19 protein-coding genes and 1 pseudogene are annotated in these 25,209 nt (G+C 65.9%); 8 read left to right on the top strand and 12 right to left on the bottom strand.

The features are described 5' to 3' along the window. Nucleotides 1-3 precede the first annotated feature (3 nt). Nucleotides 4-1,053 (bottom strand): dihydroorotase, encoded by a 1,050-nt coding sequence (gene pyrC / locus V7778_RS19140; protein WP_335558167.1) that lies wholly within the window; start codon nucleotides 1,051-1,053, stop codon nucleotides 4-6. Between the two features lie 94 nt (nucleotides 1,054-1,147). Beyond that, nucleotides 1,148-1,873 (bottom strand): amino acid ABC transporter ATP-binding protein, encoded by a 726-nt coding sequence (locus V7778_RS19135; RefSeq protein WP_335558165.1) that lies wholly within the window; start codon nucleotides 1,871-1,873, stop codon nucleotides 1,148-1,150. A gap of 232 nt (nucleotides 1,874-2,105) precedes the next feature. On the opposite strand from V7778_RS19135, the gene V7778_RS19130 reads away from it, so the two are divergent. From V7778_RS19130 to V7778_RS19120, 3 genes are all read left to right on the top strand, one after another. Continuing rightward, complete coding sequence (locus V7778_RS19130; protein WP_335558163.1) at nucleotides 2,106-3,374, top strand: dicarboxylate/amino acid:cation symporter; 1,269 nt, start codon at nucleotides 2,106-2,108, stop codon at nucleotides 3,372-3,374. 78 nt (nucleotides 3,375-3,452) lie between these two features. Next, entirely contained in the window at nucleotides 3,453-4,736 is a 1,284-nt protein-coding gene (locus V7778_RS19125; RefSeq protein WP_335558161.1) for a metal-dependent hydrolase family protein, read from the top strand. 63 nt (nucleotides 4,737-4,799) lie between these two features. Then, complete coding sequence (locus tag V7778_RS19120; protein WP_335558159.1) at nucleotides 4,800-5,879, top strand: type II asparaginase; 1,080 nt, start codon at nucleotides 4,800-4,802, stop codon at nucleotides 5,877-5,879. A gap of 147 nt (nucleotides 5,880-6,026) precedes the next feature. Here V7778_RS19120 and V7778_RS19115 read toward each other — a convergent pair whose 3' ends face one another. Next, nucleotides 6,027-7,889: an ABCB family ABC transporter ATP-binding protein/permease gene (locus tag V7778_RS19115; protein WP_335558156.1), complete on the bottom strand. Its 1,863-nt coding sequence runs from the start codon at nucleotides 7,887-7,889 to the stop codon at nucleotides 6,027-6,029. 62 nt (nucleotides 7,890-7,951) lie between these two features. Here V7778_RS19115 and V7778_RS19110 point away from each other — a divergent pair, with 62 nt between their 5' ends. Then, entirely contained in the window at nucleotides 7,952-8,389 is a 438-nt protein-coding gene (locus V7778_RS19110; protein WP_335558154.1) for an acyl-CoA thioesterase, read from the top strand. Between the two features lie 4 nt (nucleotides 8,390-8,393). Beyond that, nucleotides 8,394-9,962, top strand: a complete 1,569-nt coding sequence (locus V7778_RS19105) for an alkaline phosphatase D family protein (RefSeq protein ID WP_335558153.1) — start codon at nucleotides 8,394-8,396, stop codon at nucleotides 9,960-9,962. Nucleotides 9,963-10,113: 151 nt separating this feature from the next. Here the strand turns inward: V7778_RS19105 and V7778_RS19100 are convergent, their stop codons facing one another. From V7778_RS19100 to V7778_RS19085, 4 genes are all read right to left on the bottom strand, one after another. Then, on the bottom strand, nucleotides 10,114-11,799 hold the full coding sequence (locus V7778_RS19100) for a long-chain-fatty-acid--CoA ligase (RefSeq protein ID WP_335558151.1): 1,686 nt from the start codon (nucleotides 11,797-11,799) through the stop codon (nucleotides 10,114-10,116). Nucleotides 11,800-11,896: 97 nt separating this feature from the next. Then, entirely contained in the window at nucleotides 11,897-13,579 is a 1,683-nt protein-coding gene (locus V7778_RS19095) for a long-chain-fatty-acid--CoA ligase (RefSeq protein ID WP_335558149.1), read from the bottom strand. Between the two features lie 161 nt (nucleotides 13,580-13,740). Further along, nucleotides 13,741-14,817 carry an aminopeptidase gene (locus tag V7778_RS19090; protein WP_335558247.1) on the bottom strand — a complete coding sequence of 359 codons (1,077 nt, stop codon included), beginning with the start codon at nucleotides 14,815-14,817 and terminating at the stop codon, nucleotides 13,741-13,743. Between the two features lie 25 nt (nucleotides 14,818-14,842). Next, entirely contained in the window at nucleotides 14,843-16,957 is a 2,115-nt protein-coding gene (locus V7778_RS19085) for a molybdopterin-containing oxidoreductase family protein (RefSeq protein ID WP_335558147.1), read from the bottom strand. Nucleotides 16,958-17,126: 169 nt separating this feature from the next. On the opposite strand from V7778_RS19085, the gene V7778_RS19080 reads away from it, so the two are divergent. Further along, nucleotides 17,127-18,320, top strand: a complete 1,194-nt coding sequence (locus V7778_RS19080; protein WP_335558146.1) for a M20 aminoacylase family protein — start codon at nucleotides 17,127-17,129, stop codon at nucleotides 18,318-18,320. Between the two features lie 115 nt (nucleotides 18,321-18,435). Here the strand turns inward: V7778_RS19080 and V7778_RS19075 are convergent, their stop codons facing one another. Further along, nucleotides 18,436-19,341: an NAD(P)-dependent oxidoreductase gene (locus V7778_RS19075; RefSeq protein WP_335558144.1), complete on the bottom strand. Its 906-nt coding sequence runs from the start codon at nucleotides 19,339-19,341 to the stop codon at nucleotides 18,436-18,438. Continuing rightward, nucleotides 19,341-20,042 carry a suppressor of fused domain protein gene (locus tag V7778_RS19070; protein WP_335558143.1) on the bottom strand — a complete coding sequence of 234 codons (702 nt, stop codon included), beginning with the start codon at nucleotides 20,040-20,042 and terminating at the stop codon, nucleotides 19,341-19,343. Before V7778_RS19070 ends, V7778_RS19075 begins: the two co-directional genes overlap by 1 nt. A 155-nt stretch (nucleotides 20,043-20,197) precedes the next feature. On the opposite strand from V7778_RS19070, the gene V7778_RS19065 reads away from it, so the two are divergent. Together V7778_RS19065 and V7778_RS19060 are read left to right on the top strand one after the other, a co-directional pair. Continuing rightward, a complete protein-coding gene (locus V7778_RS19065; protein WP_335558142.1) occupies nucleotides 20,198-20,752 on the top strand; it encodes an acyloxyacyl hydrolase in 555 nt (184 codons plus the stop codon). A 114-nt stretch (nucleotides 20,753-20,866) separates the two neighbouring features. After that, the gene (locus V7778_RS19060; RefSeq protein WP_335558141.1) at nucleotides 20,867-22,321 is read left to right on the top strand and encodes a DHA2 family efflux MFS transporter permease subunit; all 1,455 of its coding nucleotides are present in this window, start codon (nucleotides 20,867-20,869) and stop codon (nucleotides 22,319-22,321) included. Between the two features lie 45 nt (nucleotides 22,322-22,366). Here V7778_RS19060 and V7778_RS19055 read toward each other — a convergent pair whose 3' ends face one another. The 3 genes and pseudogenes from V7778_RS19055 to V7778_RS19045 all read right to left on the bottom strand — a co-directional run bounded on the left by V7778_RS19055 (nucleotide 22,367) and on the right by V7778_RS19045 (nucleotide 24,961). Then, nucleotides 22,367-23,395 (bottom strand): aspartyl protease family protein, encoded by a 1,029-nt coding sequence (locus V7778_RS19055; RefSeq protein ID WP_335558139.1) that lies wholly within the window; start codon nucleotides 23,393-23,395, stop codon nucleotides 22,367-22,369. A gap of 179 nt (nucleotides 23,396-23,574) precedes the next feature. Next, nucleotides 23,575-23,685, bottom strand: a pseudogene (locus V7778_RS19050) (DNA-binding response regulator); the annotation flags it as partial. 4 nt (nucleotides 23,686-23,689) lie between these two features. Further along, nucleotides 23,690-24,961, bottom strand: coding sequence for a PQQ-dependent sugar dehydrogenase (locus V7778_RS19045; protein WP_335558137.1), 1,272 nt, complete (start codon nucleotides 24,959-24,961; stop codon nucleotides 23,690-23,692). Nucleotides 24,962-25,209 lie beyond the last annotated feature (248 nt).

The following is a 25,209-nucleotide window of genomic DNA, read 5'->3' as shown; positions in this document are numbered from 1 at the left end:
GGCTTACACCATCTTCCAGTTGATGGTTTCGCCGGCGTTCAGCGGCACCAGCTGGTGTTCGCCCATCGGCACGGATTCCGGCAGGGTCCAGGCTTCGCGCTTGAGCGTGATGCTACCTTCGTTGCGCGGCAGGCCGTAGAAGGCCGGGCCGTTCAGGCTGGCGAAGGCTTCGAGCTTGTCCAGCGCGCCGGCCTGGGCGAAGGCCTCGGTGTACATCTCCATCGCGTGCAGCGCGGTGTAGCAGCCGGCGCAGCCGCAGGCGGCGTACTTGGTGTGCACCGCATGCGGGGCCGAGTCGGTGCCGAGGAAGAAGCGCTCGTCGCCGCTGGTGGCGGCGGTCACCAGCGCCAGGCGGTGTTCTTCGCGCTTGAGCACCGGCAGGCAGTAGTAGTGCGGACGGATGCCGCCGCGGAAGATCTCGTTGCGGTTGTACAGCAGGTGGTGGGCGGTGATGGTCGCCGCGATCGGGCCTTCGGCCTCGGCCACGTACTGGGCCGCGTCCTTGGTGGTGATGTGCTCGAACACGACGCTCAGGGTCGGCATGTCGCGGCGCAGCGGGCGCATCACGCGCTCGATGAACACGGCTTCGCGGTCGAAGATGTCGATCTCGGGGTCGGTGACTTCGCCGTGCACCAGCAGCGGCATGCCCACTTCCTGCATGACTTCCAGGGTCTTGTAGCACTTTTTCAGGTCGGTGACGCCCGCCGCCGAGTTGGTGGTGGCGCCGGCCGGGTAGAGCTTGACCGCGTGGATGAAGCCGGTGTCCTGGGCGCGGCGGATCTCGTCCGGATCGGTGTTGTCGGTCAGGTAGAGGGTCATCAGCGGCTCGAACTGCACGCCCTCGGGAATCGCGGCCAGGATGCGCTCGCGGTAGGCCAGCGCGTCGGCGGTCGTGACGACCGGCGGCTTGAGGTTCGGCATGATGATCGCGCGACCGAACTGGCGCGCGCTGTGCGGCAGGACACTGGCCATCGCCGCGCCGTCACGGATGTGCAGGTGCCAGTCGTCGGGACGGGTGATGGTGATGGAATCTGGGGTTTCGATGGTGGACATGGCGGCTCTCGGAGTGCGGATGCCGACATTTTACCCGCAGCGGCTACGGCGCACCGCTGCGCATTTGCACCTTGACTTGTCTAATGATACTTGTCTAATGAATAATACGGGCCAGGAAGTCGCGCGCCCGTTCCGAACGCGGGGCGTCGAAGAAGGCATCCTTGGGACTGTCCTCGACGATACGGCCGCCATCCATGAAGACGACGCGGTCGGCCACCTTGCGCGCGAAGCCCATCTCGTGGGTCACGACCATCATCGTCATGCCTTCCTGGGCCAGCCCGGCCATCACCTCGAGCACCTCGCCCACCATCTCGGGGTCGAGCGCCGAGGTCGGCTCGTCGAACAGCATCGCCTTCGGGTCCATGGACAAGGCCCGCGCGATCGCCACCCGCTGCTGCTGGCCGCCCGACAGCTGGTTCGGGTATTTGTCCTGGTGCGCCAGCAGGCCCACGCGGTCGAGATAGGCCAGGCCCCGCTCCGCCGCCTCGTCCTTGCCGCGGCCCAGCACCTTGACCTGGGCGAGTGTCAGGTTGTCGCGTACCGACAGGTGGGGGAAGAGCTCGAAGTTCTGGAACACCATGCCGATGTGGGCGCGCAGCTTGCGCAGGTCGGTCTTCGGGTCGCCCACGGAAATGCCGTCGACCCGCACGCTGCCCTGCTGGAAGGGCTCCAGGCCGTTGACGGTCTTGATCAGGGTCGACTTACCCGAGCCGGATGGCCCGCACACCACCACCACGTCCCCGCGCCCGACCTGCGTACTGCAGTCGCCGAGCACCTGGAAGGCGCCATACCACTTGCTGACATGCTCGATATCGATCATTTGTCATCCATTTGTCTTGCTCCGTCGTGTGCTTGTTGTGTGCTTGTTGCACAAGCAGTAAGCATGCTTGACAGCACTATCAGCCCCTAGGATACTGCCAAACTTGCCATAACCATCAGAACGCACTGGCCGTTTCGTCCCTCGGAAGCCAGGTATTTTGCCCGATTCACCTGCCAGCGACAGCGCCAACCGTTGCCGCTGGCTGTGCACAGGTCCACAAGACAGGAAGTTTATGAACAATCGAAATCGCCTGACCACCTATATCCTGATCGCCCTCGTGCTCGGGATCGTCGTCGGTTACCTGGTCAATGCCAACGTCAGCACGGAGCAGGCGAAGTCGTTCTCCGACGCGATGTCGCTGATCACCACGCTGTTCCTCCGCCTGATCAAGATGATCATCGCGCCGCTCGTGTTCTCGACCCTGGTGGTCGGTATCGCCAAGATGGGCGACGCCAAGGAAGTGGGCCGCATCGGCGTCAAGGCGCTGGGCTGGTTCATCATCGCCTCCGTCATCTCGCTGTCGCTGGGCCTGATCCTGGTGAACATCTTCCGTCCGGGCGACGCCATGGCCGTGTCGGGCGCGCTGCCGGCGGTGGGCACCTCGTCGGGCATCGTCACCAGCAGCCTGACCCTGAAAGAGTTCATTACCCACCTGGTGCCGTCCTCGATCGTCGACGGCATGGCCAAGAACGAGATCCTGCAGATCGTCGTGTTCTCGCTGTTCTTCGGCACCGCGGCGGCCGCCGTCGGCGCCCGCGCCACCCCGCTGATCGACGCGGTGGACGGCGTCGCCCACATCATGCTGAAGGTCACCGGCTACGTGATGAACTTCGCGCCGATCGCCGTGCTGGCGGCGGTGGCGGGCATCATCGCCAAGAGCGGCCTGGGCGTACTGTCGACCTACGGCATCTTCATGGCCGAGTTCTACTTCGGCATCGTGCTGCTGTGGATCGTGCTGATCCTGATCGGCATGGCCTTCCTTGGCCCGCGCGTGCTGCGCCTGATCGCCGAGCTGCGCAGCCCGACCCTGCTGGCTTTCTCGACCGCCTCGTCGGAAGCCGCCTTCCCGAAAACCCTCGAAGGCCTGGAGCGCTTCGGCGTCAAGAACCGCCTGGCCGCCTTCGTGCTGCCGATCGGCTATTCGTTCAACCTCGACGGCTCGATGATGTACTGCACCTTCGCGGCCGTGTTCATCGCCCAGGCCTACGGCATCGAGCTGTCGCTGTCGACCCAGCTGACCATGATGCTGGTGCTGATGCTGACCTCGAAGGGCATGGCCGGCGTGCCGCGCGCCTCGCTGGTCGTCATCGCCGCCACCCTGTCGCAGTTCAACATCCCGGAAGCGGGCCTGCTGCTCCTGCTGGGCATCGACCACTTCCTGGACATGGCGCGTTCGGCCACCAACGTGATCGGCAACGGCATCGCCACCGCCGTGGTCGCGAAGTGGGAAGGCGAGCTGGGAGAGCCGAGCAAGGATCCGGCCGTGGCGCCGCTGCGCTGAGGCGGCCCGTATCGATTGCAATACCGAAGGCCTTCCAGCGATGGGAGGCCTTTTTCATAACGAGAAGAGGAGCGAGACATGAAACAGCTGTATGCGGCAGGGTTGCTGCTTGTTGCCACCGGCGCCAGCGCCGCCACCCAGACCGTCAACTGCGGCCGCCTGCTCGACGTGAAGAGCGGAACCTGGCGCGAGAAAGTCGGCATCGTGGTCGAGAACGGCAGCGTCAAGTCGGTCGGCCCGATGAGCCAGGAAGCCAGCGCCATCGACCTGTCGCGCCACGCCTGCCTGCCGGGCCTGATCGACATGCACGTGCACCTGACCGGCGAGACCGCGCCGGTGGTCGACGCCTACCGCGACCGCCTCACCGCCGACCCGGCCGACCTGGCCCTTCGCTCGGTCAAGTACGCGCAGCGCACCCTGATGGCGGGCTTCACCACCGTGCGCGACCTGGGCGCGGCCGACGGCCTGAACGTGGCGCTCAAGCGCGCCATCGCCGCCGGCGAGATTCCCGGCCCGCGCATGTTCACCGCCGGGAAGTCGATCGCCACCACCGGCGGCCACGCCGACCCGACCAACAACCTGTCGCATTTCCTGAGCGAGAAGATCGGCACGCCAGGACCCGAACAGGGCGTGGCCGACAGCCCGGAAGAAGCCCGCCAGGCCGTGCGCGCACGCTACAAGGAAGGCGCGGACCTGATCAAGATCACCGCCACCGGCGGGGTGCTGAGCCAGGCCGCCAATGGCCAGAACTCGCAGTACACCGATGACGAGCTGCGCGCCGTGGTCAGCACCGCCAAGGACTACGGCTTCCGCGTCGCGGCCCACGCGCACGGCGCCGAGGGCATGAAGCGCGCGCTGCGCGCCGGCGTCGACTCGATCGAGCACGGTACCCTGATGGACGACGAGGTCATCGGCCTGTTCAAGAAGACCGGCGGCTGGTACGTGCCGACCATCTCGGCCGGCCGCTATGTCGCCGACAAGGCCAAGGACCCGAACTACTATTCGGCCCTGGTGCGCCCCAAGGCGGCCGCCATCGGCCCGCAGCTGCAGAACACCTTCGCGCGCGCCCACAAGGCCGGCGTGAAGATCGCCTTCGGCACCGACGCCGGCGTGTTCCCACACGGCGACAACGCCAAGGAATTCGGCTACATGGTGGAAGCGGGCATGACGCCGATCGAAGCGATCCGCGCCGCCACCGTGCACGCGGCCACCCTGCTCGACCAGGGCAAGCGCCTGGGGGCGATCGAGCCGGGCTTCGCCGCGGACATCATCGCGGTCGAAGGCGATCCGCTGCGCGACGTGAAGCAGCTCGAGCAGGTCAAGTTTGTCATGAAGGAAGGCGTCGTCTTCAAGAAGCTGTAAGACGGTTGCCGCAACGCCGTTCCCGTTACCGCGGGGACGGCTTTTTTTGTTTAGGAGAAGTCCATGCTGTTCCACCAATCCGTCCGCGCCACGAGCGCGCTGTTCGGTTTCCTGTTCCTGCTGATCACCGCGGCGCAAGCGCACACCGCCAAGCTGCCGAACGTCACCATCCTCGCCACCGGCGGCACCATCGCCGGCACCGGCGCCACCAGCACCACCACGGTGGGCTACACCGCCGCCACGGTCGGCGTGCACGCGCTGATCCAGGCCGTGCCTGAAATGACCAAGGTGGCCAATATCACCGGCGAGCAGGTGTTCCAGATCGCCAGCGAGAACATGGGCAACGAACACTGGCTGCTGCTCGCCAAGCGCGTCAACCTGCTGCTGGCCCAGCCGAACGTGGACGGGATCGTGATCACCCACGGCACCGACACGCTGGAGGAAACGGCCTACTTCCTGAACCTGGTCGTCAAGAGCAGGAAGCCGGTGGTGCTGGTGGGCTCGATGCGCCCCTCGACCGCGCTGTCGGCCGACGGCCCGATCAACCTGTACAACGCGGTCAACCTGGCCGGTAGCCAGGCCGCGATCGGCAAGGGCGTGCTGGTGGCGATGAACGACCAGATCCACGCGGCGCGCGACGTGAGCAAGGCGAACACCACCACCGCCGACACCTTCCGCGCGCAAGAGCTGGGCATGATCGGCTACATCCAGGGCGGCAAGCCCTTCTTCTACCGCGAAGTGACGCGCAAGCACACGGTGGACACTGAATTCGACATTACCAAGCTCGATGCGCTGCCGCAGGTGGACGTGGCCTATGCCTATGCGAACGTGGGCGCGGTGGCGGTGAATGCCCTGGTGGCGGCCGGCGCCAAGGGGCTGGTGCACGCGGGTGTGGGCAACGGCAGCCTGCCGGCCAAGACCAAGCCCGCCCTGGTCGCGGCGCGTGAAAAAGGCGTGGTGGTGGTGCGTTCGAGCCGTGTCGGCCAGGGCATCGTGGCGCGCAATGGCGAGGCGAATGACGACCAGCTGGACTTCGTGGTGTCGGATACCCTGAGCCCGCAGAAGGCGCGCATCCTGTTGATGCTGGCGCTGACCAGGACGAGCAGCACCAAGGATATTCAGCGGATATTCTATACCTACTAAACGTAAGACACGTACATGTAAACGTCATCCCCGCGTAGGCGGGGACCCAAGTTTGCATGCAGTTTGGTACTGCACGCCTTCTCACTATACGGCGGCATTGGGTCCCCGCCTACGCGGGGATGACGGTTTCAAGGGTGGGGGCAGGTATTACTTGAGTGCCTCATCCCGCTCCAGCTCCAACGGCGGCGACGCCAGTTCCTCATCCGGCCGCGCCAGCTGCCTTTCCCACATCTGCGCATACAAGCCGCGCGCCGCCAGCAGCGCGCCGTGCGTGCCCCGCTCCACGATCCTGCCGTGATCCAGCACGATGATCTGCTGCGCATCCGCGATCGTCGACAGGCGGTGCGCGATCACCAGGGTGGTGCGGTTCTTCGCGATCTCCTTCAGCTGCGCCTGGATCGCCTGCTCCGACTTGGAGTCCAGCGCCGACGTCGCCTCGTCGAAAATCAGGATCGCCGGGTTCTTGAGCAGGGTGCGCGCGATGGCGACCCGCTGCTTCTCGCCGCCCGACAGCTTCAGCCCGCGCTCGCCCACCATGGTCTGGTAGCCGTCCGGCAGGCTTTCGATGAAATCGTGGATCGATGCCGCCCGCGCCGCCGCGACGATGTCCGCATGCGACGCGCCCGGCTTGCCATAGGCGATGTTGTATTCGATGCTGTCGTTGAACAGCACCGTATCCTGGGGCACGATGCCGATCGCCGCGCGCAGCGACTGCTGGGTGACCTCGCGCAGGTCCTGGCCGTCGATGCGGATCGCGCCGCCGTTCACGTCGTAGAAGCGGAACAGCAGGCGCGACAGGGTCGACTTGCCCGAGCCGCTATGGCCCACCACCGCCGTCGTGGTGCCGGCCGGGATGCTGAAGTCGACGTCGAACAGGATCTGGCGCTTGGCTTCGTAACTGAACTCGACGTGCGAGAACTCGACCTGGGCGCCGCGCGTCAGCAGGGGCTGGGCGCCCGGCGAATCGGCCACCTCGCGGTTCTGGTCGAGCAGCGAGAACAGGCGCTCCATGTCGGCCAGGCTTTGCTTGATCTCGCGGTAGATCACGCCCAGGAAGTTGAGCGGAATGTACAGCTGGATCATGAAGGAGTTCACCAGCACCAGGTCGCCCAGGGTCATGGTGCCCGCGATGACGCCCTCGGTGGCGCGCCACAGGATGAGGGTGACGGCGGTGGCGATGATCAGGGACTGGCCGGTGTTCAGCACCGACAGCGAGGTCTGCGAGCGCACCGCGGCGTTCTCGTAGTTCTGCAGGCCCTGGTCGTAGCGCCTGGCTTCGTAGTCCTCGTTGCCGAAGTACTTCACCGTCTCGTAGTTGAGCAGCGAATCGATGGCCTTGGTGTTGGCCTTCGAATCCAGGTCGTTCATCGTGCGCCGGAAATGGGTGCGCCATTCGGTGACGATGACGGTGAAGGCGATGTAGGTCACCAGCGCCACGGCCGTGATGATGCTGAACCAGATGTCGTAGTTGATCGCCAGGTAGCCCAGGACCAGGGTGATCTCGACCAGGGTCGGCAGCACGTTGAACAGCGAGTACGAGATCAGCGAATTCACGCCGCGCGTGCCGCGCTCGATGTCGCGCGTCATGCCGCCGGTCTGGCGGTTCAGGTGGAAGCGCAGCGACAGCGCGTGCAGGTGGCGGAACACCTTGAGGGCGATGGTGCGCACGGCGCGCTGGGTCACGCGCGCAAACAGGAATTCGCGCAGCTCGGTGAACACCGTGGTCGACAGACGCAGCAGGCCGTAGGCGACCAGGGCGCCGAGCGGCAGCACCAGCAAGGCCTGCGGATGGGCGGGGTCGATGGCCAGCTGGTCGATCAGCTGCTTGAGCACCAGCGGCACGCCGACGTTGGCCATCTTCGCGCCGATCAGGGCGCCGAGGGCGGCCAGCACGCGCCATTTGTACACCCACAGGTAGGGGAAGAGCGTGCGCAGGGTGGCCCAGTCGTTGCGGGGCGCGCCCGAGGCGGAGGGCGGCGGCGGGAGGGAACTCGCGGATGAGCGTCGCATGGCAGGGCTTCGTGATTTATGGTTCAATTCGGGACGATTGTAGCTTTTACCGAGATTTCAAGATGACCACGCCAGAAAACACCACCCCATCCATCACCCGACTGCCGGCAGGAAAGATGCCGGAGTTGCGCGTCATGCCGGCACCGAGCGACGCCAACGTCTACGGTGACGTGTTCGGCGGCTGGATCATGGCCCAGGTCGACATCGCCGGCTCGCTGCCGGCCACCCGCCGCGCCAACGGCCGCGTGGCGACCATCGCCGTCAATTCCTTCGTGTTCAAGAACCCGGTGTTCGTGGGCGACCTCTTGTCGTTCTACGCCGATATCACCAAGGTTGGCAACACCTCGATCACCGTGTGCGTCGAAGTCTATGCCGAACGCAACCGCCTGCAGGCCGAAGTGGTCAAGGTGACCGAAGCGACCCTGACCTATGTCGCCACCGGCCCGGACCGCAAGCCGCGCCAGCTGCCGCCGCTCGATTCGCTGATCGCGCACCGCTGAGTCAATGCAGGACGCGCGCCGGCTGTTCCTGCTGCAAGGAGCGCGCTGGTCGGCCGCGCTCAGCGCGGTATCGCTCGCCACACCCGCCGGCGCCACCGGCGCCAATCCCTTCAGCCTCGGGGTCGCCTCGGGCTCGCCCCTGCCGGACTCGGTGATCCTGTGGACCCGCATCCTTGCCAATCCGCTCGACGCCTCGGGCATGCCGCCTGTCGCCCTGGCCGTGCGCTGGGAAGTGGCGGAGGACGAAGCCTTCCGCCGCATCGCTGCCAAGGGCAGCGCGACAGCGGCGCCGGCGCTCGCGCATAGCGTTCATGTGGACGTGAAGGGCCTGGTGCCGGAACGCTGGTACTGGTACCGCTTCATGCTGGGCGACGCCGTCAGCCCGGTGGGCCGCACCCGCACCGCGCCGGCGCCAGGCGCCCTGCCCGCGATGCTCAAGCTGGCCGTGGCCTCCTGCCAGCACTGGGAGTTCGGCAGCTACGCGGCGCACCGCCACATCGCCAGCAGCGCGCCGGACCTGGTGGCCTTCCTGGGTGACTACATCTATGAATGGGGGCCCTACCAGCTGCAGCATCCGCAGCGCGTCGTCCGCACCAACGAATCGTTCACCCTGGCCGACTACCGGCGCCGCTATGCCCAGTACAAAAGCGACCCGGACCTGCAGGCGGCGCACCGCGCCGCACCCTGGATCGTGACCTGGGACGACCACGAGGTCGCCAACGACTACGCCGGCGTGCGCGACGAACTGCTCACCAGGGACTTCGCAGCGCGCCGGGCGGCCGCCTACCAGGCCTTCTACGAACACATGCCGCTGCGCCTGCCGCCATTGAAGAACTTCGCGCAACTGCGCCTGTACCAGCGCCTCGACTGGGGACGGCTGGCGCGCATCCACGTGCTCGACAACCGCCAGCACCGCGCGGCGCAAGCATGCCCGCGCAAGGGGCGGGGCGGCTCGAACGCGATGTTCGCGCGCGAGTGCGCGGCGCTGCGGGATCCGCGGCGCGGCATGCTGGGGCCCGAGCAAGAAGCGTGGCTGGGTTCCGGGCTGGCGTCCTCGCGCGCCCAGTGGAACATCCTGGCGCAGCAGACCCTGATGGCGCAGTCGAGCAGCTTTCCCGTGTTCGCGCCGGGCGAGAACCGTGTCTGGACCGATGGCTGGGACGGCTATCCGCTGGCGCGGCGCCGGCTGCTTGAATCGGTGCTCAAGTCAGGCGCCAGGAATCCCGTGGTGCTGGGCGGGGACGTGCACACCTTCTATGCCTGCGAGCTGCGGCCCGATTTCTCGCGGCCGGTGTCGAAGGCCAATCCGCTGGCGGCGACGGAGTTCTGCGGCACCTCGGTGACCTCGAGTTCGCGGGCGCAGGCCAGGACCTTAGCGCATGTGTCGAACAATCCGCACATGAGGTATGGGCGTAGCGACAAGCGGGGGTACATGCTGATGGAGGTCACGCCCAAGGGGATGGTGACGCATTTCATGGGGCTGGAGAACGTGCGCGATGCAGGGTCGGGGGTGGAGCGGCTGGCGGCGTTCCGGGTGGAGGATGGGAGGATTGGGGTGGAGAGGATCGGCTAGGGGCTTATCGGGGGAACTTGGGTCCCCGCCTTCGCGGGGATGACGTTAATTGAGAATGCGTGAACAGTCGAGGATCCGATTCCGGTCACCATCCTTAAAACCGTCATCCCCGCGAAGGCGGGGACCCAAGTTCTGCCAACACAGCGTTAACTCACGCCGCCTGCGTCGCCTTCTCATCCCTCAGCTCGCGCCGCAGGATCTTGCCCACGTTGGTCTTCGGCAGCGTCTCGCGGAACTCGACGAACTTCGGACGCTTGTAGCCGGTCAGCTGCTCCTTGCAGAAGCTCATGACGTCCTCGGCGCTGAGCGCCGGGTCCTTGCGCACGATGTAGAGCTTGACCGCCTCGCCCGAGTGCTTGTCCGGCACGCCCACGCAGGCCACTTCCAGCACGCCCGGCAGGCCCGCCACCACGCCTTCGACTTCGTTCGGGTAGACGTTGAAGCCCGAGACCAGGATCATGTCCTTCTTGCGGTCGACGATGCGGGTGTAGCCGGTGGCTTCCATGATGCCGACGTCGCCGGTCTTGAAGAAGCCGTCGGCGGTCATGACCTTGGCGGTTTCGTCGTCGCGCTGCCAGTAGCCGGCCATCACCTGCGGACCGCGCACGGCGATCTCGCCGGCGGTGCCGTAAGGCGCTTCGTTGTCCTGCTCGTCCAGGATGCGCAGCTCGGTCGAGGGCAGCGGCAGGCCGATGGTGCCGGTGAACTCGGTGATATCGCAGCGGTTGGCCGCCACCACCGGCGAGGTCTCGGACAGGCCGTAGCCTTCGACGATCGGCGCGCCGGTGACCTTCAGCCACTTGTCGGCGACCGGCTTTTGCACCGCCATGCCGCCGCCCGGGCAGACCATCAGGCCAGAATGGTCCAGCTTGGCGAATTCCGGATTGTTCAGCAGGCCGTTGTACAGGGTGTTCACGGCCGGGAACACGTTGATGCGGTACCTGGACAGCTCCTTGATGAAGCCCGGGATGTCGCGCGGGTTCGGGATCAGCAGGTTCATGCCGCCGGTGCGCATGCCCATCAGGGCGCACACGGTCAGCGCATAGATGTGGTACAGCGGCAGCGCGCAGGCATATTGCGCCTGCTCGCCCGGCTTCAGGCGCGCCAGGGTCGGTGCGAACCAGGCTTCGTTCTGCAGCACGTTGGCGATCACGTTGCGGTGCAGGAGCACGGCGCCCTTCGATACGCCGGTGGTGCCGCCGGTATACTGCAGGAAGGCGATGTCGTCATGGCCGATCGTGACCGGCTTCATGGTCAGGCGCGCGCCGTCGGCGAGCACGCGGTTGAAGGCGACGGCGCCCGGCACGGAGTAGCCCGGCACCATCTTCTTGACCTTGCGCACCACCAGGTTGACCAGCAGGCCCTTCAGGCCCAGCATGTCGCCCATGCTGGCGATCACGACGTGCTTGACGCTCGTCTTGCCAACCACCTGCTCCAGCGTGTGCGCGAAGTTCTCCAGCACCACGATGGCTTCGGCGCCCGAATCGGTCAGCTGGTGCTGCAGTTCGCGCGGGGTGTACAGGGGGTTGACGTTGACGACCACATAGCCGGCGCGCAGCACGGCCGCCAGCGCCACCGGGTATTGCAGGATGTTCGGCATCATGAGCGCGACGCGCGCGCCCGGCTTCAGGCCACGGTTCTGCAGCCAGGCCGCTACGCGCTGCGACATCGCATCGAGTTCGGCGTAGGTGATGGACTTGCCCATGCAGGCGTAGGCCTTGCGGTCCGCATACTTGCGGAAGGCTTCCTCCAGCAAATGGGTCAGGGAGCGGTACTGCGTCGGGTCGATTTCCGGCACGACGCCTTTCTCGTACGATCCAAGCCAAAATTTGTCCATCTGTGCCTTACCTTCCATATTGGTTCCACTAAAAAAAGCGCAAGCCGTCCTGCCGGACGGCCCGCGCCAGCCGAATGCCGTGACGCCCGTGCTTAGGCTATGCCGCCTGCTTTTCGTCCCTCAGCGCCCGCCGCAGGATCTTGCCGACGTTGGTCTTGGGCAGCTCGTCGCGGAATTCGATGTATTTCGGCTTCTTGTAGCCGGTGAGCTGCTGCTTGCAGTAGTCCATCAGCTGCTCGGTCGTCAGGTTCGGGTCCTTGCGCACCACGAACACCTTCACCGCTTCGCCCGAATGCGGGTCGGGCACGCCGACCACGGCGCATTCCAGCACGCCCGGATGGGCGGCGATCACGCCTTCCAGCTCATTCGGATAAACGTTGAAGCCCGACACCAGGATCATGTCCTTCTTGCGGTCGACGATCTTCACGTAGCCGCCGTCGTCCATCACGCCCACGTCGCCGGTCTTGAAGAAGCCCTCCGGCGTCATGACCTTGGCCGTCTCGTCCGGCCGGTTCCAGTAGCCCGCCATCACCTGCGGCCCGCGGATCGCGATCTCGCCGACCTGGCCGTGGGGCAGCTCGCGGCCCTCGTCGTCCAGGATCGCGACCTCGGTCGACGATACCGGCAAGCCGATGGTGCCGGTGAACTCCGTCACGTCGCCACGGTTGGCGGTCGCCAGCGGCGAGGTTTCCGAGAGCCCGTAGGCTTCGGTGATGCCGGTGCCGGTGATCTGGCGCCACTTGTCGTTGACCGTCTTCTGTACCGCCATCCCGCCGCCGACCGAGAACTGCAGCGCCGAGAAATCGAGCTTGGCGAATTCCGCGTTGTTCACCAGCGCGTTGTACAGCGTGTTCACCGCAGGCAGCATGTGGAAGCGGTACTTGGCCAGCTCCTTCACGAAACCGGGGATGTCGCGCGGGTTTGGAATCAAGACGTTCAAGCCGCCGCTGCGCATGCCCCACATCGCGCAGGCCGTCAGCGCGAAGATGTGGTACAGCGGCAGCGCGCAGATGGTCACCGGCTGCTCGCCCGGCGCCATCTTCTGCAAGCCGGGCGCGGCCCAGGCTTCGGTCTGCAGAAGGTTGGCGATCACGTTGCGGTGCGTGAGGGTGGCGCCCTTCGACACGCCCGTGGTGCCGCCCGTGTACTGCAGGAAGGCGACGTCGTCCGCCTTCAGTTCGGCCGCCTTGAACGGCATGCGGCTGCCCTGCGCCAGCGCGTCCTTGAAACGCACCATGTTCGGCAGGGCGAAGTCCGGCACCATCTTCTTCACGCTGCGCACCACGAAGTTGACCAGCATGCCCTTCACGCCGCCCAGCATCTCGCCCATGCTCGCCACCACCACGTGGCGCAGCGGGGTCTTGCCCAGCACCTGCTGCACCGTGTGGGCGAAGTTCTCCAGCACGATGATCGCCTCGCTGCCCGAGTCCTTGATCTGGTGCTCGAGTTCGCGCGCGGTGTACAGCGGGTTGACGTTGACCACGGTGAAGCCGGCGCGCAGGATGGCCGCGATGGCGATCGGGTACTGCAGCACGTTCGGCATCATGATCGCCACCCGCGCGCCCGGCGCCATGCCGCGGCTTTGCAGCCAGGCGGCCAGCTTCTTCGAGTACGCATCCAGCTCGCGATAGGTCATGAACTTGTCCATGCACACATACGCGTTGCGGTCAGCATACTTACCGAACGATTCATCCAACAAATGCACCAATGAACGGTATTGATTTGGATCAATCTCCGTAGGGACGCCCGGGGGGTACGACTTCAGCCAAATTTTGTCCATTGGTTGCCTCTGTCTCGAAAATAGTTATCGTTGTGGTCGAGCGCCTGGCTGGTGCTGCGCACGCGCGCGCGCGTAGCTTGTGCCTTTGTTATCGCTGATGATGATGCTATCGGGCAGTGCTGCTACGCGCAAGCGCTTTCGGCGCGATTGGAACGGGTCCTCTACCTCGCGCCAACCATGCTGCGCTGCACCACGAGCGGCGCCGGCGTGGTGCTGGCGCCCAGCTTCTTGAGCACCCGGTGCCGGTCCGCCTTGTCGAGCTTGGCGAGCTGGTTGACTGCCTTGTAGAAGCCGTTCCAGCTTCTTTCGCGCTGCAGCAAGGCGCGGAAAGCGGGCACGAAATCGTTGTAGGTGGCAATCGATGCCAGGTGGGCGTTCGAGAGCGGCTCCTCGAAGAACTTGTCGTAGCCGGCATAGCCGCCCCAGTTCGCCTTGAGCACCTGGTAGTCGTCCTTCAGGGCCAGGAACAGGCGCGCCTTGGCGATGCGCTTGTCGCTGTCGGGGGCCATGCTCTTGTAGTTACGGTCCAGCTCGCCGCGGTACTTGAGCAGCAGCCCCAGGAAATCCTGCTTGCGCGCCGCATAGCGGTCGTAGGCGTCGCGCATGGCCGGGTTACCGAAGCGTTCCAGCCAGCCTTCCACGCCGGCTTCCTCCACGGCGCTGGCGAAGGACTCATTGAATTGCGAGTCGCCCGCCACATAGGCGACCTGGTGCGCCAGTTCGTGGAACAGCATGCGCGCCAGCTGGGCGTCCGGGTAGTTGATGAAGGTCGAGATCAGGGGATCGCTGAACCAGCCCAGGGTCGAGTAGGCCGGCACGCCGCCCACCTCGACGTCGTGGCCCTTGGCGCGCAGCTCCTTGGCGAAGGCCTGGGCCTCGGCCTTGCTGTAGTAGCCGCGGTAGTTCACGCAGCCGGCCACCGGGAAGCACCATTGCATGGGCTTGAGCGAGAGCTCGGGCGTGGCCACCACGTTCCACAGCACATAGGGGCGCTTGAGGTGGGTGTAGTTGGTATAGCTGCCGTTATCGGGCAGCTTCATTTCCTGGATCGCGTAGCGGCGGATCTGGCGCGCCGTCTCGAGACGGTGGCGCAGTTTCACGTTGGTGCCGGGATCGGCGATCCAGTCGTCGATGGAGCGCGAGTCGGTCAGCAATTCGAGCTGGCCTTGCGCGGCTTGACTGTAGTAGGAGAGGGATGAGCAGCTTGACAACATCAGGGCCGCCGCTGCGGCGGCCATCATGGGCCGGAAGGCCTGGGAAAATCTAGAGGGTTTCATCTCGCGTCGAATCTCGCGTTGCATGTGCGGTCTTTTCGACCTGCACCAACGTGTCGTAGAAAGTGGGCGCCCTGCCCATGTCGGTCAGACGCTGGCTGGTGACTTCATTGGCGTTCTTGCCATCGGAGGAGAGTTTCTTCCACCAGATGGACAAGCCCACCACCAGCCCCGGACGCGCCTTGTCGGTCACGCGTGCGCGGGCGACGAAGGAGCCGCGGTCGTTAAAAATGCGCGCCATATCCCCATGCGCGATGCCGCGTGCGGCGGCGTCGTTCGGGTGGATATCGAGGTGCGGCTCGCCCTCGGTGGCGCGCAGGCTCTGCACGTTGACAAACGTTGAGTTGAGGAAGTTCCTCGCCGGTGGAGAGATCATCGCCAGCGGATACCTTGCGGCCAGCTCCGGGTTGGAAGCGGCCGATTCATACGGTGCGGTATAGCTCGGGACCGGATCGAGTCCGTCCCGCGCCATGGTGCTCGAGTAAAACTCGCACTTGCCCGACGGGGTCGGGAAGCCGCCCTCGGCGAACGGGGCGGCCGGCATGTTCAGTTTCTGCCAGCCCTTGCGCTTGAGCGATTCCCAGTCGAAGTGAACCGCGCGCGCATCCTGCTTGTTGAAGGCCTGGGCAGCGAGCTGGTCGTCGCTCTCGCTGAAGCAGGGGTCGTCGAAGCCCATGCGCGCCGCCAGCAGGCGGAAGAATTCGGTGTTCGGCTTGGCTTCGCCAACCGGCGCCACGGCCGCGTTGTTGGCCATCATGTACAGGTGGCCATAGGCCAGGTGGGCATCGACGTGCTCGAGCTGGGTGGTGGCCGGCAGCAGGATGTCGGCATAGTCGGCGCTGTCGGTGCGGAAGTGTTCGAGCACCACGGTGAACAGGTCTTCGCGCTCGAAGCCGCGCTGCACCTGGCTCGAGTCCGGCGCGATCGCCAGCGGGTTGGCGTTGTAGACGATCACGGCCTCGATCTTCGGGCCGAATTCCGGCGAAGCCTCCTTGAGCAGGTCGTCGCCGATGGTGGTCATGTTGATCGTGCGCGGGCTGCGGCCCTTGAGCAGGTCCGGGCGCTGCAGGGCCGCGCGGTCGGTCGGGAAGGTCCCCGAGGTCGACAGCTGGACGCCGCCGGCCGGATGGCGCCAGGCGCCGACCAGGGCCGGCAGGCAGGCGATGTTGCGCACCGACATGCCGCCGCCGCGCACGCGCTGCAGGCCGTAGTTCATGCGGATCGCGGCCGCTTCGCCGCGCTTGGCGGTCTGGCCGTAGAGGCGCGCCAGCGCCACCACCTCTTCCACCGTGATGCCGCAGGTGGCGGCGGTGCGCTCCGGCGTCCATTCGAGCGCGCGCGCCTTCAGGTCCTCGAAGCCGAGCGTGTACTTGCCGATGTAGTCGTGGTCGAGCAGGTCTTCCTGGATCAGCACGTGCATCATGCCCAGCGCCAGCGCGGCGTCGGTGCCCGGCAGCAGCGCGATGTGCTGGTGGCACTTCTCGGCCGTCAGCGAGCGGTAGGGATCGATCGCGACCAGGGTGGCGCCGCGGCGCTTGGCTTCCTGGGCGCGCATCCAGAAGTGCAGGTTGGAGGCGATCGGGTTGCCGCCCCAGATCAGGATCAGTTTCGCGTTCTGGAATTCCTCGATGTCGGTGCCCATCGAGCCGCCGATGGTGTACTTGTAGCCGGTGGCGCCGGCCGTGGCGCAAATGGTGCGGTCGAGCAGCGAGGCGCCCAGGTGGTTGAAGAAGCGCAGCGACATCGAGTCGCCCTGCACCAGGCCCATGGTGCCGGCATAGCTGTAGGGCAGGATGGCTTGCGGATCGCGCGCGGCGATGCCCTTCAGGCGCGTGGCGATGGTGTCCAGCGCCTCGTCCCAGCTGATGCGTTCGAACTTGCCCTCGCCCTTGCGGCCCACGCGGCGCATCGGGTACAGCAGGCGGTCGGCGTGGTAGGTGCGGTCGACGTAGCGCGCCACCTTGGTGCACAGTACCCCGGCCGTGGTCGGATGCTCCGGATCGCCCTTCACCTCGGTCGCGACACCGTTTTCGACGGTGACGAGCAGGGCGCAGGTATCGGGGCAATCGTGGGGGCAGGTCGCACGGACTTGGGTGGCGGTCATGTTCTTTTGGAATGGAAGGCTGCAGGAAAAAACTGCGTGAAACCAATACTTTATACGATTCCCGCGGGCTTCGCGCCCTCCTTTGTCAAGACTGTTTGAGGCAGGCTACAATAGTTCAAATCATGCAATGCCAACACAACAAGCCGCATGACAAGACTAGGAGACCCTGATGAAGCTAGTGGAACCCATACTTGCTTTCCAGACCGAGTTGCAGGCTATCCGCCGCGACCTGCACGCCCACCCGGAGCTGTGCTACGAAGAAGTGCGCACCGCCGACATGGTGGCCGAGCGCTTGACGGCCTGGGGCATTCCCATCGTGCGCGGCCTGGGCCTGACCGGCGTGGTCGGCATCATCAAGGGCGGCACGTCCGGCCGCGCGATCGGTCTGCGCGCCGACATGGATGCGCTGCCGATGCAGGAGCTGAACCGCTTCCCCCACGCCTCGACCAACCCGGGCAAGATGCACGCCTGCGGCCACGACGGCCACACCGCCATGCTGCTGGGCGCGGCCCGCTACCTGGCCCAGCACCGCAACTTCGACGGCACGGTCTACGTGATCTTCCAGCCGGCCGAGGAAGGCGGCGGCGGCGCCAAGCGCATGATGGACGACGGCCTGTTCGCACAGTTCCCGATGGAGGCCGTGTACGGCATGCATAACTGGCCGGGCATTCCCGAAGGCAGCTTCGGCGTCGTGGCCGGGCCGATGATGGCCTCGAGTAACGAGTTCCGCGTGGTGGTGCGCGGCAAGGGCGCGCACGCGGCCCAGCCGCACCGGGGCGTCGACCCGGTGATGGTGGCGGTGCAGATCGCCCAGAGCTGGCAAACCATCATCTCGCGCGAAAAGAACCCGCTGGACACGGCGGTGCTGTCGATCACGCAAATCCATGCGGGCAGCGCCACCAACGTGATCCCGGACGAAGCCGAGCTGGTCGGTACTGTGCGCACCTTCACCACGGGCGTGCTGGACCTGATCGAGCGCCGGATGAACGAGATCGCCACAAGCGTCGCGGCCGGCTTCAACGCCAAGGTCGAGTTCAATTTCCGGCGCAACTATCCGCCGCTGGTGAACCATGCGGAGCAGACGGCCTTCGCCATCGAGGCCATGCGTGCGGTGGTGGGCCAGGACCGGGTCGATACGGATGTCGAACCGACCATGGGGGCGGAGGACTTCGCCTTCATGCTGCAGGAAAAGCCGGGCTGCTATGTCTTCATCGGCAATGGCGAAGGCGAGCACCGCATGGGCGGGCACGGGCTGGGGCCGTGCCAGCTGCACAATGGCAGTTATGACTTCAACGACAATTTGCTGCCGATCGGGGCCAGCTATTGGGTGAAGCTGGTCGAAATGAGTTTGCCTACGGCCTGAGCCGTAGCGTGGACGGCTTCGCCGTCCACGCGGTGATCGTTAGCGGATTCGCTTTCGCGCGCGGGCTGAGAGACGTGCGTTGAACGCGTGGACGGGAGACCCGTCCACCCTACGGTCAAGCCAGCTTGTCTGGCATCTCGCCCAGGCGCAGCCCGGGATTCATGCGCTCCAGCGCAATCAGCGCCGCCGCGTGATCCGCCTGCGGCAAATCCCCCGCGATCGCCTCGTACTGCCGCGTCACCAGCTCGGTCACCGGCAGCGCCAGACCGGCCGCGCCGGCGGCGGCCAGCACATTGTGCAAGTCCTTCAGCTGGCTCTTCACCTGTCCGCCGGCCACGAAATTCCGGTCCAGCATGCGCTGGCCATGCACCTCGAGGATGCGGCTGCCCGCGAAGCCGCCGCGGATCGCTTCGCGCACCTGGGCAGGATCGGCGCCCGCGGCCTGCGCCAGCAGCAGCGCCTCGGCCACCACATTGAGGGTTGCGCCCACGATCAGCTGGTTGCACAGCTTGGCCACCTGCCCGCTGCCGGCGGGGCCGACCAGGCGCGGCGTGCCCATCGCCGCCAGCACCGGCGCGGCCTCGTCGAAATCGGCCTGCGCGCCGCCCGCCATGATGGCCAGCTGGCCGCTCTGGGCGCCACCCACGCCGCCGGACACCGGCGCGTCGAGGAAGCGGCAGCCGTGGGCAGCCAGCAGGGAATGAAAAGCCAGCGCCTCGTCCTGCCGGGTCGAGCTCATGTCGATCCACAGGGCGCCCGGCGCGAGCGATGGCAGCGCCATGCGCATTACCTCTTCCACCACGGGACCGGCCTCCAGCATCGAGATCACGATGCGCGCGCCGGCGATGGCGTCCTCCAGCCGCGCGCAGGCGTCCAGGCCGAGGCCCGGCCCGCGCAGGGCCTCGGCCTTGGCATGGGTGCGGTTCCAGGCCCGCACCGGATGGCCGGCCTGCGCCAGCCGCGTCGCCATCGGCCCGCCCATCAGGCCGATGCCCAGGAAGGCGATGACGGGCCGCTCCATCAGAACAGCCCCAGGAACTTCTTCTTGACCGTGTTCACGCGGTCCGGGACCACCACGTCGGTCACGTTCTTGTCGTTGAACTTGTCGAGCAACTCGGGGAAGCCCCGGCGGCGCACCAGGTCCAGCTCTTCCTTGTAGAGCGGCACCACGCAATGGAAATAGACGTCCTTGCCGTCCACGTTCACGGAATGGAAAGGCTCGGGTGCGGACACCGGCGGCAGCAGGATCGCGCCTTCGAACCTGACGCCGCTCGCGTAGGGCTTGGCCGGGCTGCCGTTCGGCACCGTGTGGCCCAGGCCGATCCAGGTCGCCTGCTGGTGCGGGTAGTGGGCCAGGTGGCGCAGCAGGGCCACCGGCCAGTACCAGCGCTCGTCCTTGACCGCTTCCTCGTCCAGCTTCCAGTCGGGCGGCAGCGACATCATCAGCTCGCCGTAGGGCGGTGCGCCTTCCGGCGTCGTCATCGCCTTCCGGCTCATGCCCGAGGTGACCAGGCGCAGGAAGGGGTACTGTGGCCCGGCGGGAATCACGTGGATGTCCACCTGGACCGGGTCGGCCACGGTGTCGTGGAACACCAGCGAGGGCGCGCCCAGGTGGGCGGCGATGTGGTCCGCGACGGGGTCGTGCGGCAGCACGGCGGCTTCCACCTGGCGCTCCATGGGGGCGGCGAGGGGGTACAGGGGGGTGATGGTTGGTTCGGCCATGTTCGATCCGGTTCAATGTACGGCGGGCGCCTATGATACCTGCGCCGCATGGCTTGAGGGCCGCCAGCGCGACTTTGTTCACACAAGTACAATACCGCCTTCGTCAATAGTGCCAGACTCATTGACGAGCTCCACTTCCATTTCTAAGGCAAACCATGAAGATGATGAAAAAAATCGGCGCCGCGCTGGGCTTCATCAGCGCAGCCCTGTTCGCCCAGGCCGGCCATGCGGCCGATGGCTGGATCGATTCCGCTTCCGTCGAATTCGGCACCAATCCGCAGCAGAAAATGGCCCGCGTGGCCGTCCAGTCGGACTGGGACCAGCGCTGGTTCGCGTCCGGCGGCCGCCACCTGTCGGGCTACTGGGACGCCAACCTGGCCGCCTGGCGCCTGGAGGCCTACCGCAACGTGCCTGGCCAGAAAAAGACCATCGCCGTGGCCGGCCTGACCCCGGTGTTCCGCTACCAGGCCGACGACAAGCTGGGCTGGTATGCCGAAGCCGGCATCGGCATCAGCATGTTCTCGAAGCTGTACAAGAACGAGGACAAGGAACTGTCGACCGCCCTCCAGTTCGCCGACCATGTGGGCGTGGGCTACACCACGCCGAAGTGGGACCTGGGCCTGCGCTTCCAGCACTACTCGAACGGCAGCATCAAGAGCCCGAACGCCGGCGCCAACTGGCTGGTCGCACGCGCCGCCTGGCGCTTCTGAGCCGCTTTTAGACTCATCCTCGGGACAGGTCCGCGCGTGGCGCGGGCCTGCGCCGATTTGTGACACAATCGGCCAACACCGCCCGCTGCGGCGCGCGACCCTGCCGAGGCCCGATTGACCCCATCCAGTACCACATCCGCAAGCTTCAAGCGCTACCTGCCGTGGCTGGTCGCCACTGCCCTGTTCATGGAGCAGCTCGACGCCACCATCGTCAATACGGCCATCCCCAGCATCGCGTCCAGCCTCGGCGTCACCCCGCTCAGCCTCAAGTCGGTCGTCACCAGCTACATCCTCGGCCTGGCGGTGGGCATACCGGTCAGCGGCTGGATGGCCGACCGCTTCGGCACGCGGCGCGTGTTCTTCATCGCGATCGCGGTCTTCACCCTGGCTTCGGTCCTGTGCGGGCTGTCGCTGAACGCCGGCATGATGACCGCCGCGCGCCTGCTGCAAGGCCTCGGCGGCGCCATGATGATGCCGGTCGGGCGCCTCGCGATCGTGCGCACCTTTCCCAAGAACGAGCTGTTGGCGGCAATGAACTTCGTGATCATCCCGGCCCTGATCGGGCCCCTGCTCGGCCCCACGGCGGGCGGCCTGATCGTGCACTGGACCTCGTGGCGGGTGATTTTCTTCGTCAACGTGCCGGTCGGCCTGCTGGCGCTCTACTTCGTCTGGCGCCACATGCCGGACTACCAGGGCGAGGAGCGGCGGCCGCTGGACGTCCCCGGGCTGATCCTGTTCAGCAGCGGCACCGCCATCCTGTCCTGGCTGCTGGAAGTATTCGGCGAACACACGCTCGCGCCGTTCACGGCGGGCCTGCTGTTCGCGCTGTCGGCGGCGCTGCTGGGCGCCTATGCCTGGCACGCCTGCCGCATCAAGCATCCGCTGCTGCGCCTGACGCTGCTGAAGGTGCGCACCTTCCGCATCGCGGTGCTGGGCGGCTTCGTCACCCGGCTCGGCGTCGGCGGCCTGCCCTTCCTGCTGCCCCTGCTCTACCAGCTCGGCCTGGGACTGCCGGCCTGGCAATCGGGCCTCTTGATGATGCCGGCGGCCGCCGCCGCCATGGGCATGAAGCTGTTCGCCTCCAGGCTGCTGGGGCGCTTCGGCTACCGCCAGGTGCTGGTCGTGAACACGGTCTGCATCGGCCTGACCATCGCCCTGTTCACCCTGGTGGGAACCGGCACGCCGCTCTATGCGATCGTGGCCATCAGCCTCATGCAGGGCTTCTTCAATTCGCTGCAGTTCTCCAGCATGAATACCCTGGCCTATGCCGACATCGATCCCCAGGATTCGAGCATGGCCAGCACCATCTCGAGCTCTTTCCAGCAGCTGTCGATGAGCTTCGGCCTGGCGGCGGGGTCGATCGTGACGGCCTGGTTCCTGGGCGGCGTGCCGCAGACCGACCACGTGCAGGTGACGCGCGCCCTGCACCATGGCTTCGCCACGCTGGCCGTGCTGACCGTGATCTCGGCCCTGGTGTTCCGGCGCCTGCGCCGCAACGACGGCGACAGCATCAGCCGCGGGCAGGAGATGGCCAAGGAAGCGGCGCCGGTCACGGCGACGACCGAGTAATCAACCAATCAAGCGGCCAAATAAGCGGCCAAATAAGCGCGGCGCTTACAAACCCGCTTCGCTCAAGGCCTGCGGAATCACCTTGACCGAGCCGCGCTTCCAGACCTTCGGCTGCTTGATCGGCGAGAAATACACCAGCTTCTGGTCACGCGCCATGTAGACGCGGTAACGGTGCAGGAAATCGGCGCCCAGCACCACGATCTCGCCCGAGTGGGGCAAATCCATCACGCGCAGGTCGATGTTCTTCACCTCGAGGGCGCCGATTGCCATCTGCGCCACCGGCACCTTCCAGACCGGCTTGTCCGCATCCTGCCCCGGCAGCGGATCTTCGCGCATGGCGCCGGGTGACTCCGGCGTCAGGCCAAGGCGGGTGGCGACCGCCTTGGGCAGATAGGAATACGGGGTTGCCGTCGAGAGCAAGGCCCAGACGTCCTTACCGCCGATGCGGACGCTGAACACGAAGCGCGGATCGCGCTGCCACGGATCGACCCGCGCCGTGACCGGCACCGCGTCAGGATCCCAATAGGCGAGATGCTCCTTGAAGCAGCCGGCAGGCTTGAAGAATTTCAGGTAGCCCTCGTCCAGGGCGATTTCCAGGTCTGTCTGCAGGAGGCTGCGCGCACCCATCCGTACGCCGAAGCTGTCGTCCATGAAGTCCTCGACCATGTACTCGACATCCTTGCTCCTGGTGCGCCCGAACGAGAATTCCTCGAGCATGGCATGCAGGACGTTGTCGCGAACGATGTCCTGGCCGGTCGGGTTGCGGGCATCCTTGGCCGACATGAACCCGCTCGAGCTGCGCACGGCAATGCCGAGACGCTCCAGGGTTTTCTTGTTGAGCACGACCGACTCCGGAGCGCCCGTGCTCAGCATGACGGGAACGCTCTCGCCGTTGATGCTGGCTTTCCCGATGGGACGCAGGTCTTCGGTGAAGGTGAGCGGCATGCGCCCTTGTTCGCCCCGGTCGCATCCTGCTGGCAGCGGGTTCGCATGGGCTGCCGGCGCGCCGGCCAGCGCAAGGGAGGCGGCCAGCCCCAGCAAGGAAGCGTGAAGAACAGGGCGAATCGGGAACATCGTAGCGCTAGTGTGATTACAGAAGAACACAGTATAGATACGGGATGCCCTTGCTGGAGCGATCTTCGTGCAATTACCTATATGTCATAACGATGTCAGCCGCGACAAGACCTTCTCGCGATTGTCCAGCACGAAGCTGACGAAGGCCGGCTCCTTGACCGCCAGCCGCACCACCGGACCAGGCCGCCGTAGCCGTTGCGGGCGGCATCCAGCACATGGCCCTTGGGCTCGAAGAAGCCATACAGGTTGGCGAGGATGTCGGGATGGTCTTCGACGATGAGGATGCGCATCGGCTTATTGTATCGCCGGAGGCTGCTCCGGCGTGATGCCATGCGGGGAGACCGGCTCCTTGGCTTCGCGATGCAGTTTGACGACGATGCCGTCGTGGTCGTCGCTGATGACCACGTCGCCGTCGGGGTCAAGACCGATGCCGACCGGGGCGCCCATGCCTTTGGCCTGCCTGCGCGTTCCTGCGACGAGCGTGATGCTGGCCCCGGCGGGACCGGCGCCGTCCTTGTCGAGGAGGGCGACGACGCGATGTCCATGCTTGCGATAACCGTGATAGGTGACCAAGAGGCTGTTCTGGAAGGCGGCCGGAAACCGGTTCGCCGTGTAGAACACCATGCCCAGTGGCGCGGCATGCGCGGGCAGCAACCTGGCTGGCGATACATAGGCCTTGCACCGCGCCGCCGGATACTCCGGGCTCGCCAGGCCCTTGTCATAGCAGTACGGCCACCCGTAATCGCCGCCGCGCCGGATCGCATTCAGCTCGTCATGCGGCAGCTCGTTATCGTTCTTTAACGTGGGCATCGCGGCATGGATGCCGTCGCGGGCGTTCTCTCCTTGCCACAAGGTCTGGGTGCGGTGGTCGATCGCCATCGCCATGGAATTGCGCAATCCGCGCGCGTAGATATCCCAGCCAGTCACCTTCCCTTCCGGCCAGCGCATCGCATAGTGCCGGATGACGCCGAGCGCGTCCGGACCGGAGCGTTCGGCGCAGGTGGCGCCCGGGGGCATCGTGCCGTCCGCGCTTTCGCAATGATCAGTGGCGGAGCCGACGCTGACAAAGAGGTTTCCTTTGGCGTCGAAGACGATGGCGGGCAGCAGGTGGCGGCCTTGCGCCGGAAGTGCCGGCGTGCCGGACGTGCCGCCAATGACATCGGTGAGCACAGGTAGCGCCTCGCCCGGCGCGAAACGCGCGACGCGGCCCGCCATGCCGATATAGACCTTGCCATCCGGGCCGATCGCTGCGCTGTTGGGGCGGTCCAGGCGCTTGAATATCACGGTCTTGTTGTAGGTGGCGCCATCACGCTTGAGCCGCCAGATGCGTCCACGCCCTGGTTCCCAGCCGCCCATGTCGGTGACGATGATGTCGCCGTCGGGGAGCACGGCGAGACCGCGGGGGGCTTTCAACTTTTCTGCCACGAGGCCGAGGCAGAAGCCGGGTGCGGTCTGGACGGCGAGGCGGGGCAGGCCGTCGCACGTGGCGGGCGGTTTTGCTTCCGCTGCGTTGGCGCTGAACGACACGCAAAAAGCGATCAGGTAGAGCGGGTAGCGGGCTGGCATGGTGGTAAGTTGGATGAGGACCGGGATGGCGGAGCTTACCATTCGGCTTGGCTTGTGGATTGTGGTTTGCGAACTGAACTTGGGTCCGCCTTCGCGGGAGTCATTCCAGTGGAGGGAATGACGTGCACTGGCAGCGAGAGCTATTCGCTGCGGTGTCGTTAACCTTCAGCCTAAAGACCGTCTTCCCCGCGGAGGCGGGGACCCAAGTTGGTCGCATTGCGTCAGCGCACGTTCCGGCCGCCCAAAGC

It is taken from the genome of Massilia sp. DD77, assembly GCF_036961685.1.
Lineage (GTDB): Bacteria > Pseudomonadota > Gammaproteobacteria > Burkholderiales > Burkholderiaceae_D > Telluria.
The sequence above is the reverse complement of the archived record's forward strand: the minus strand, read 5'-3'. Positions and strand labels throughout refer to the sequence as shown.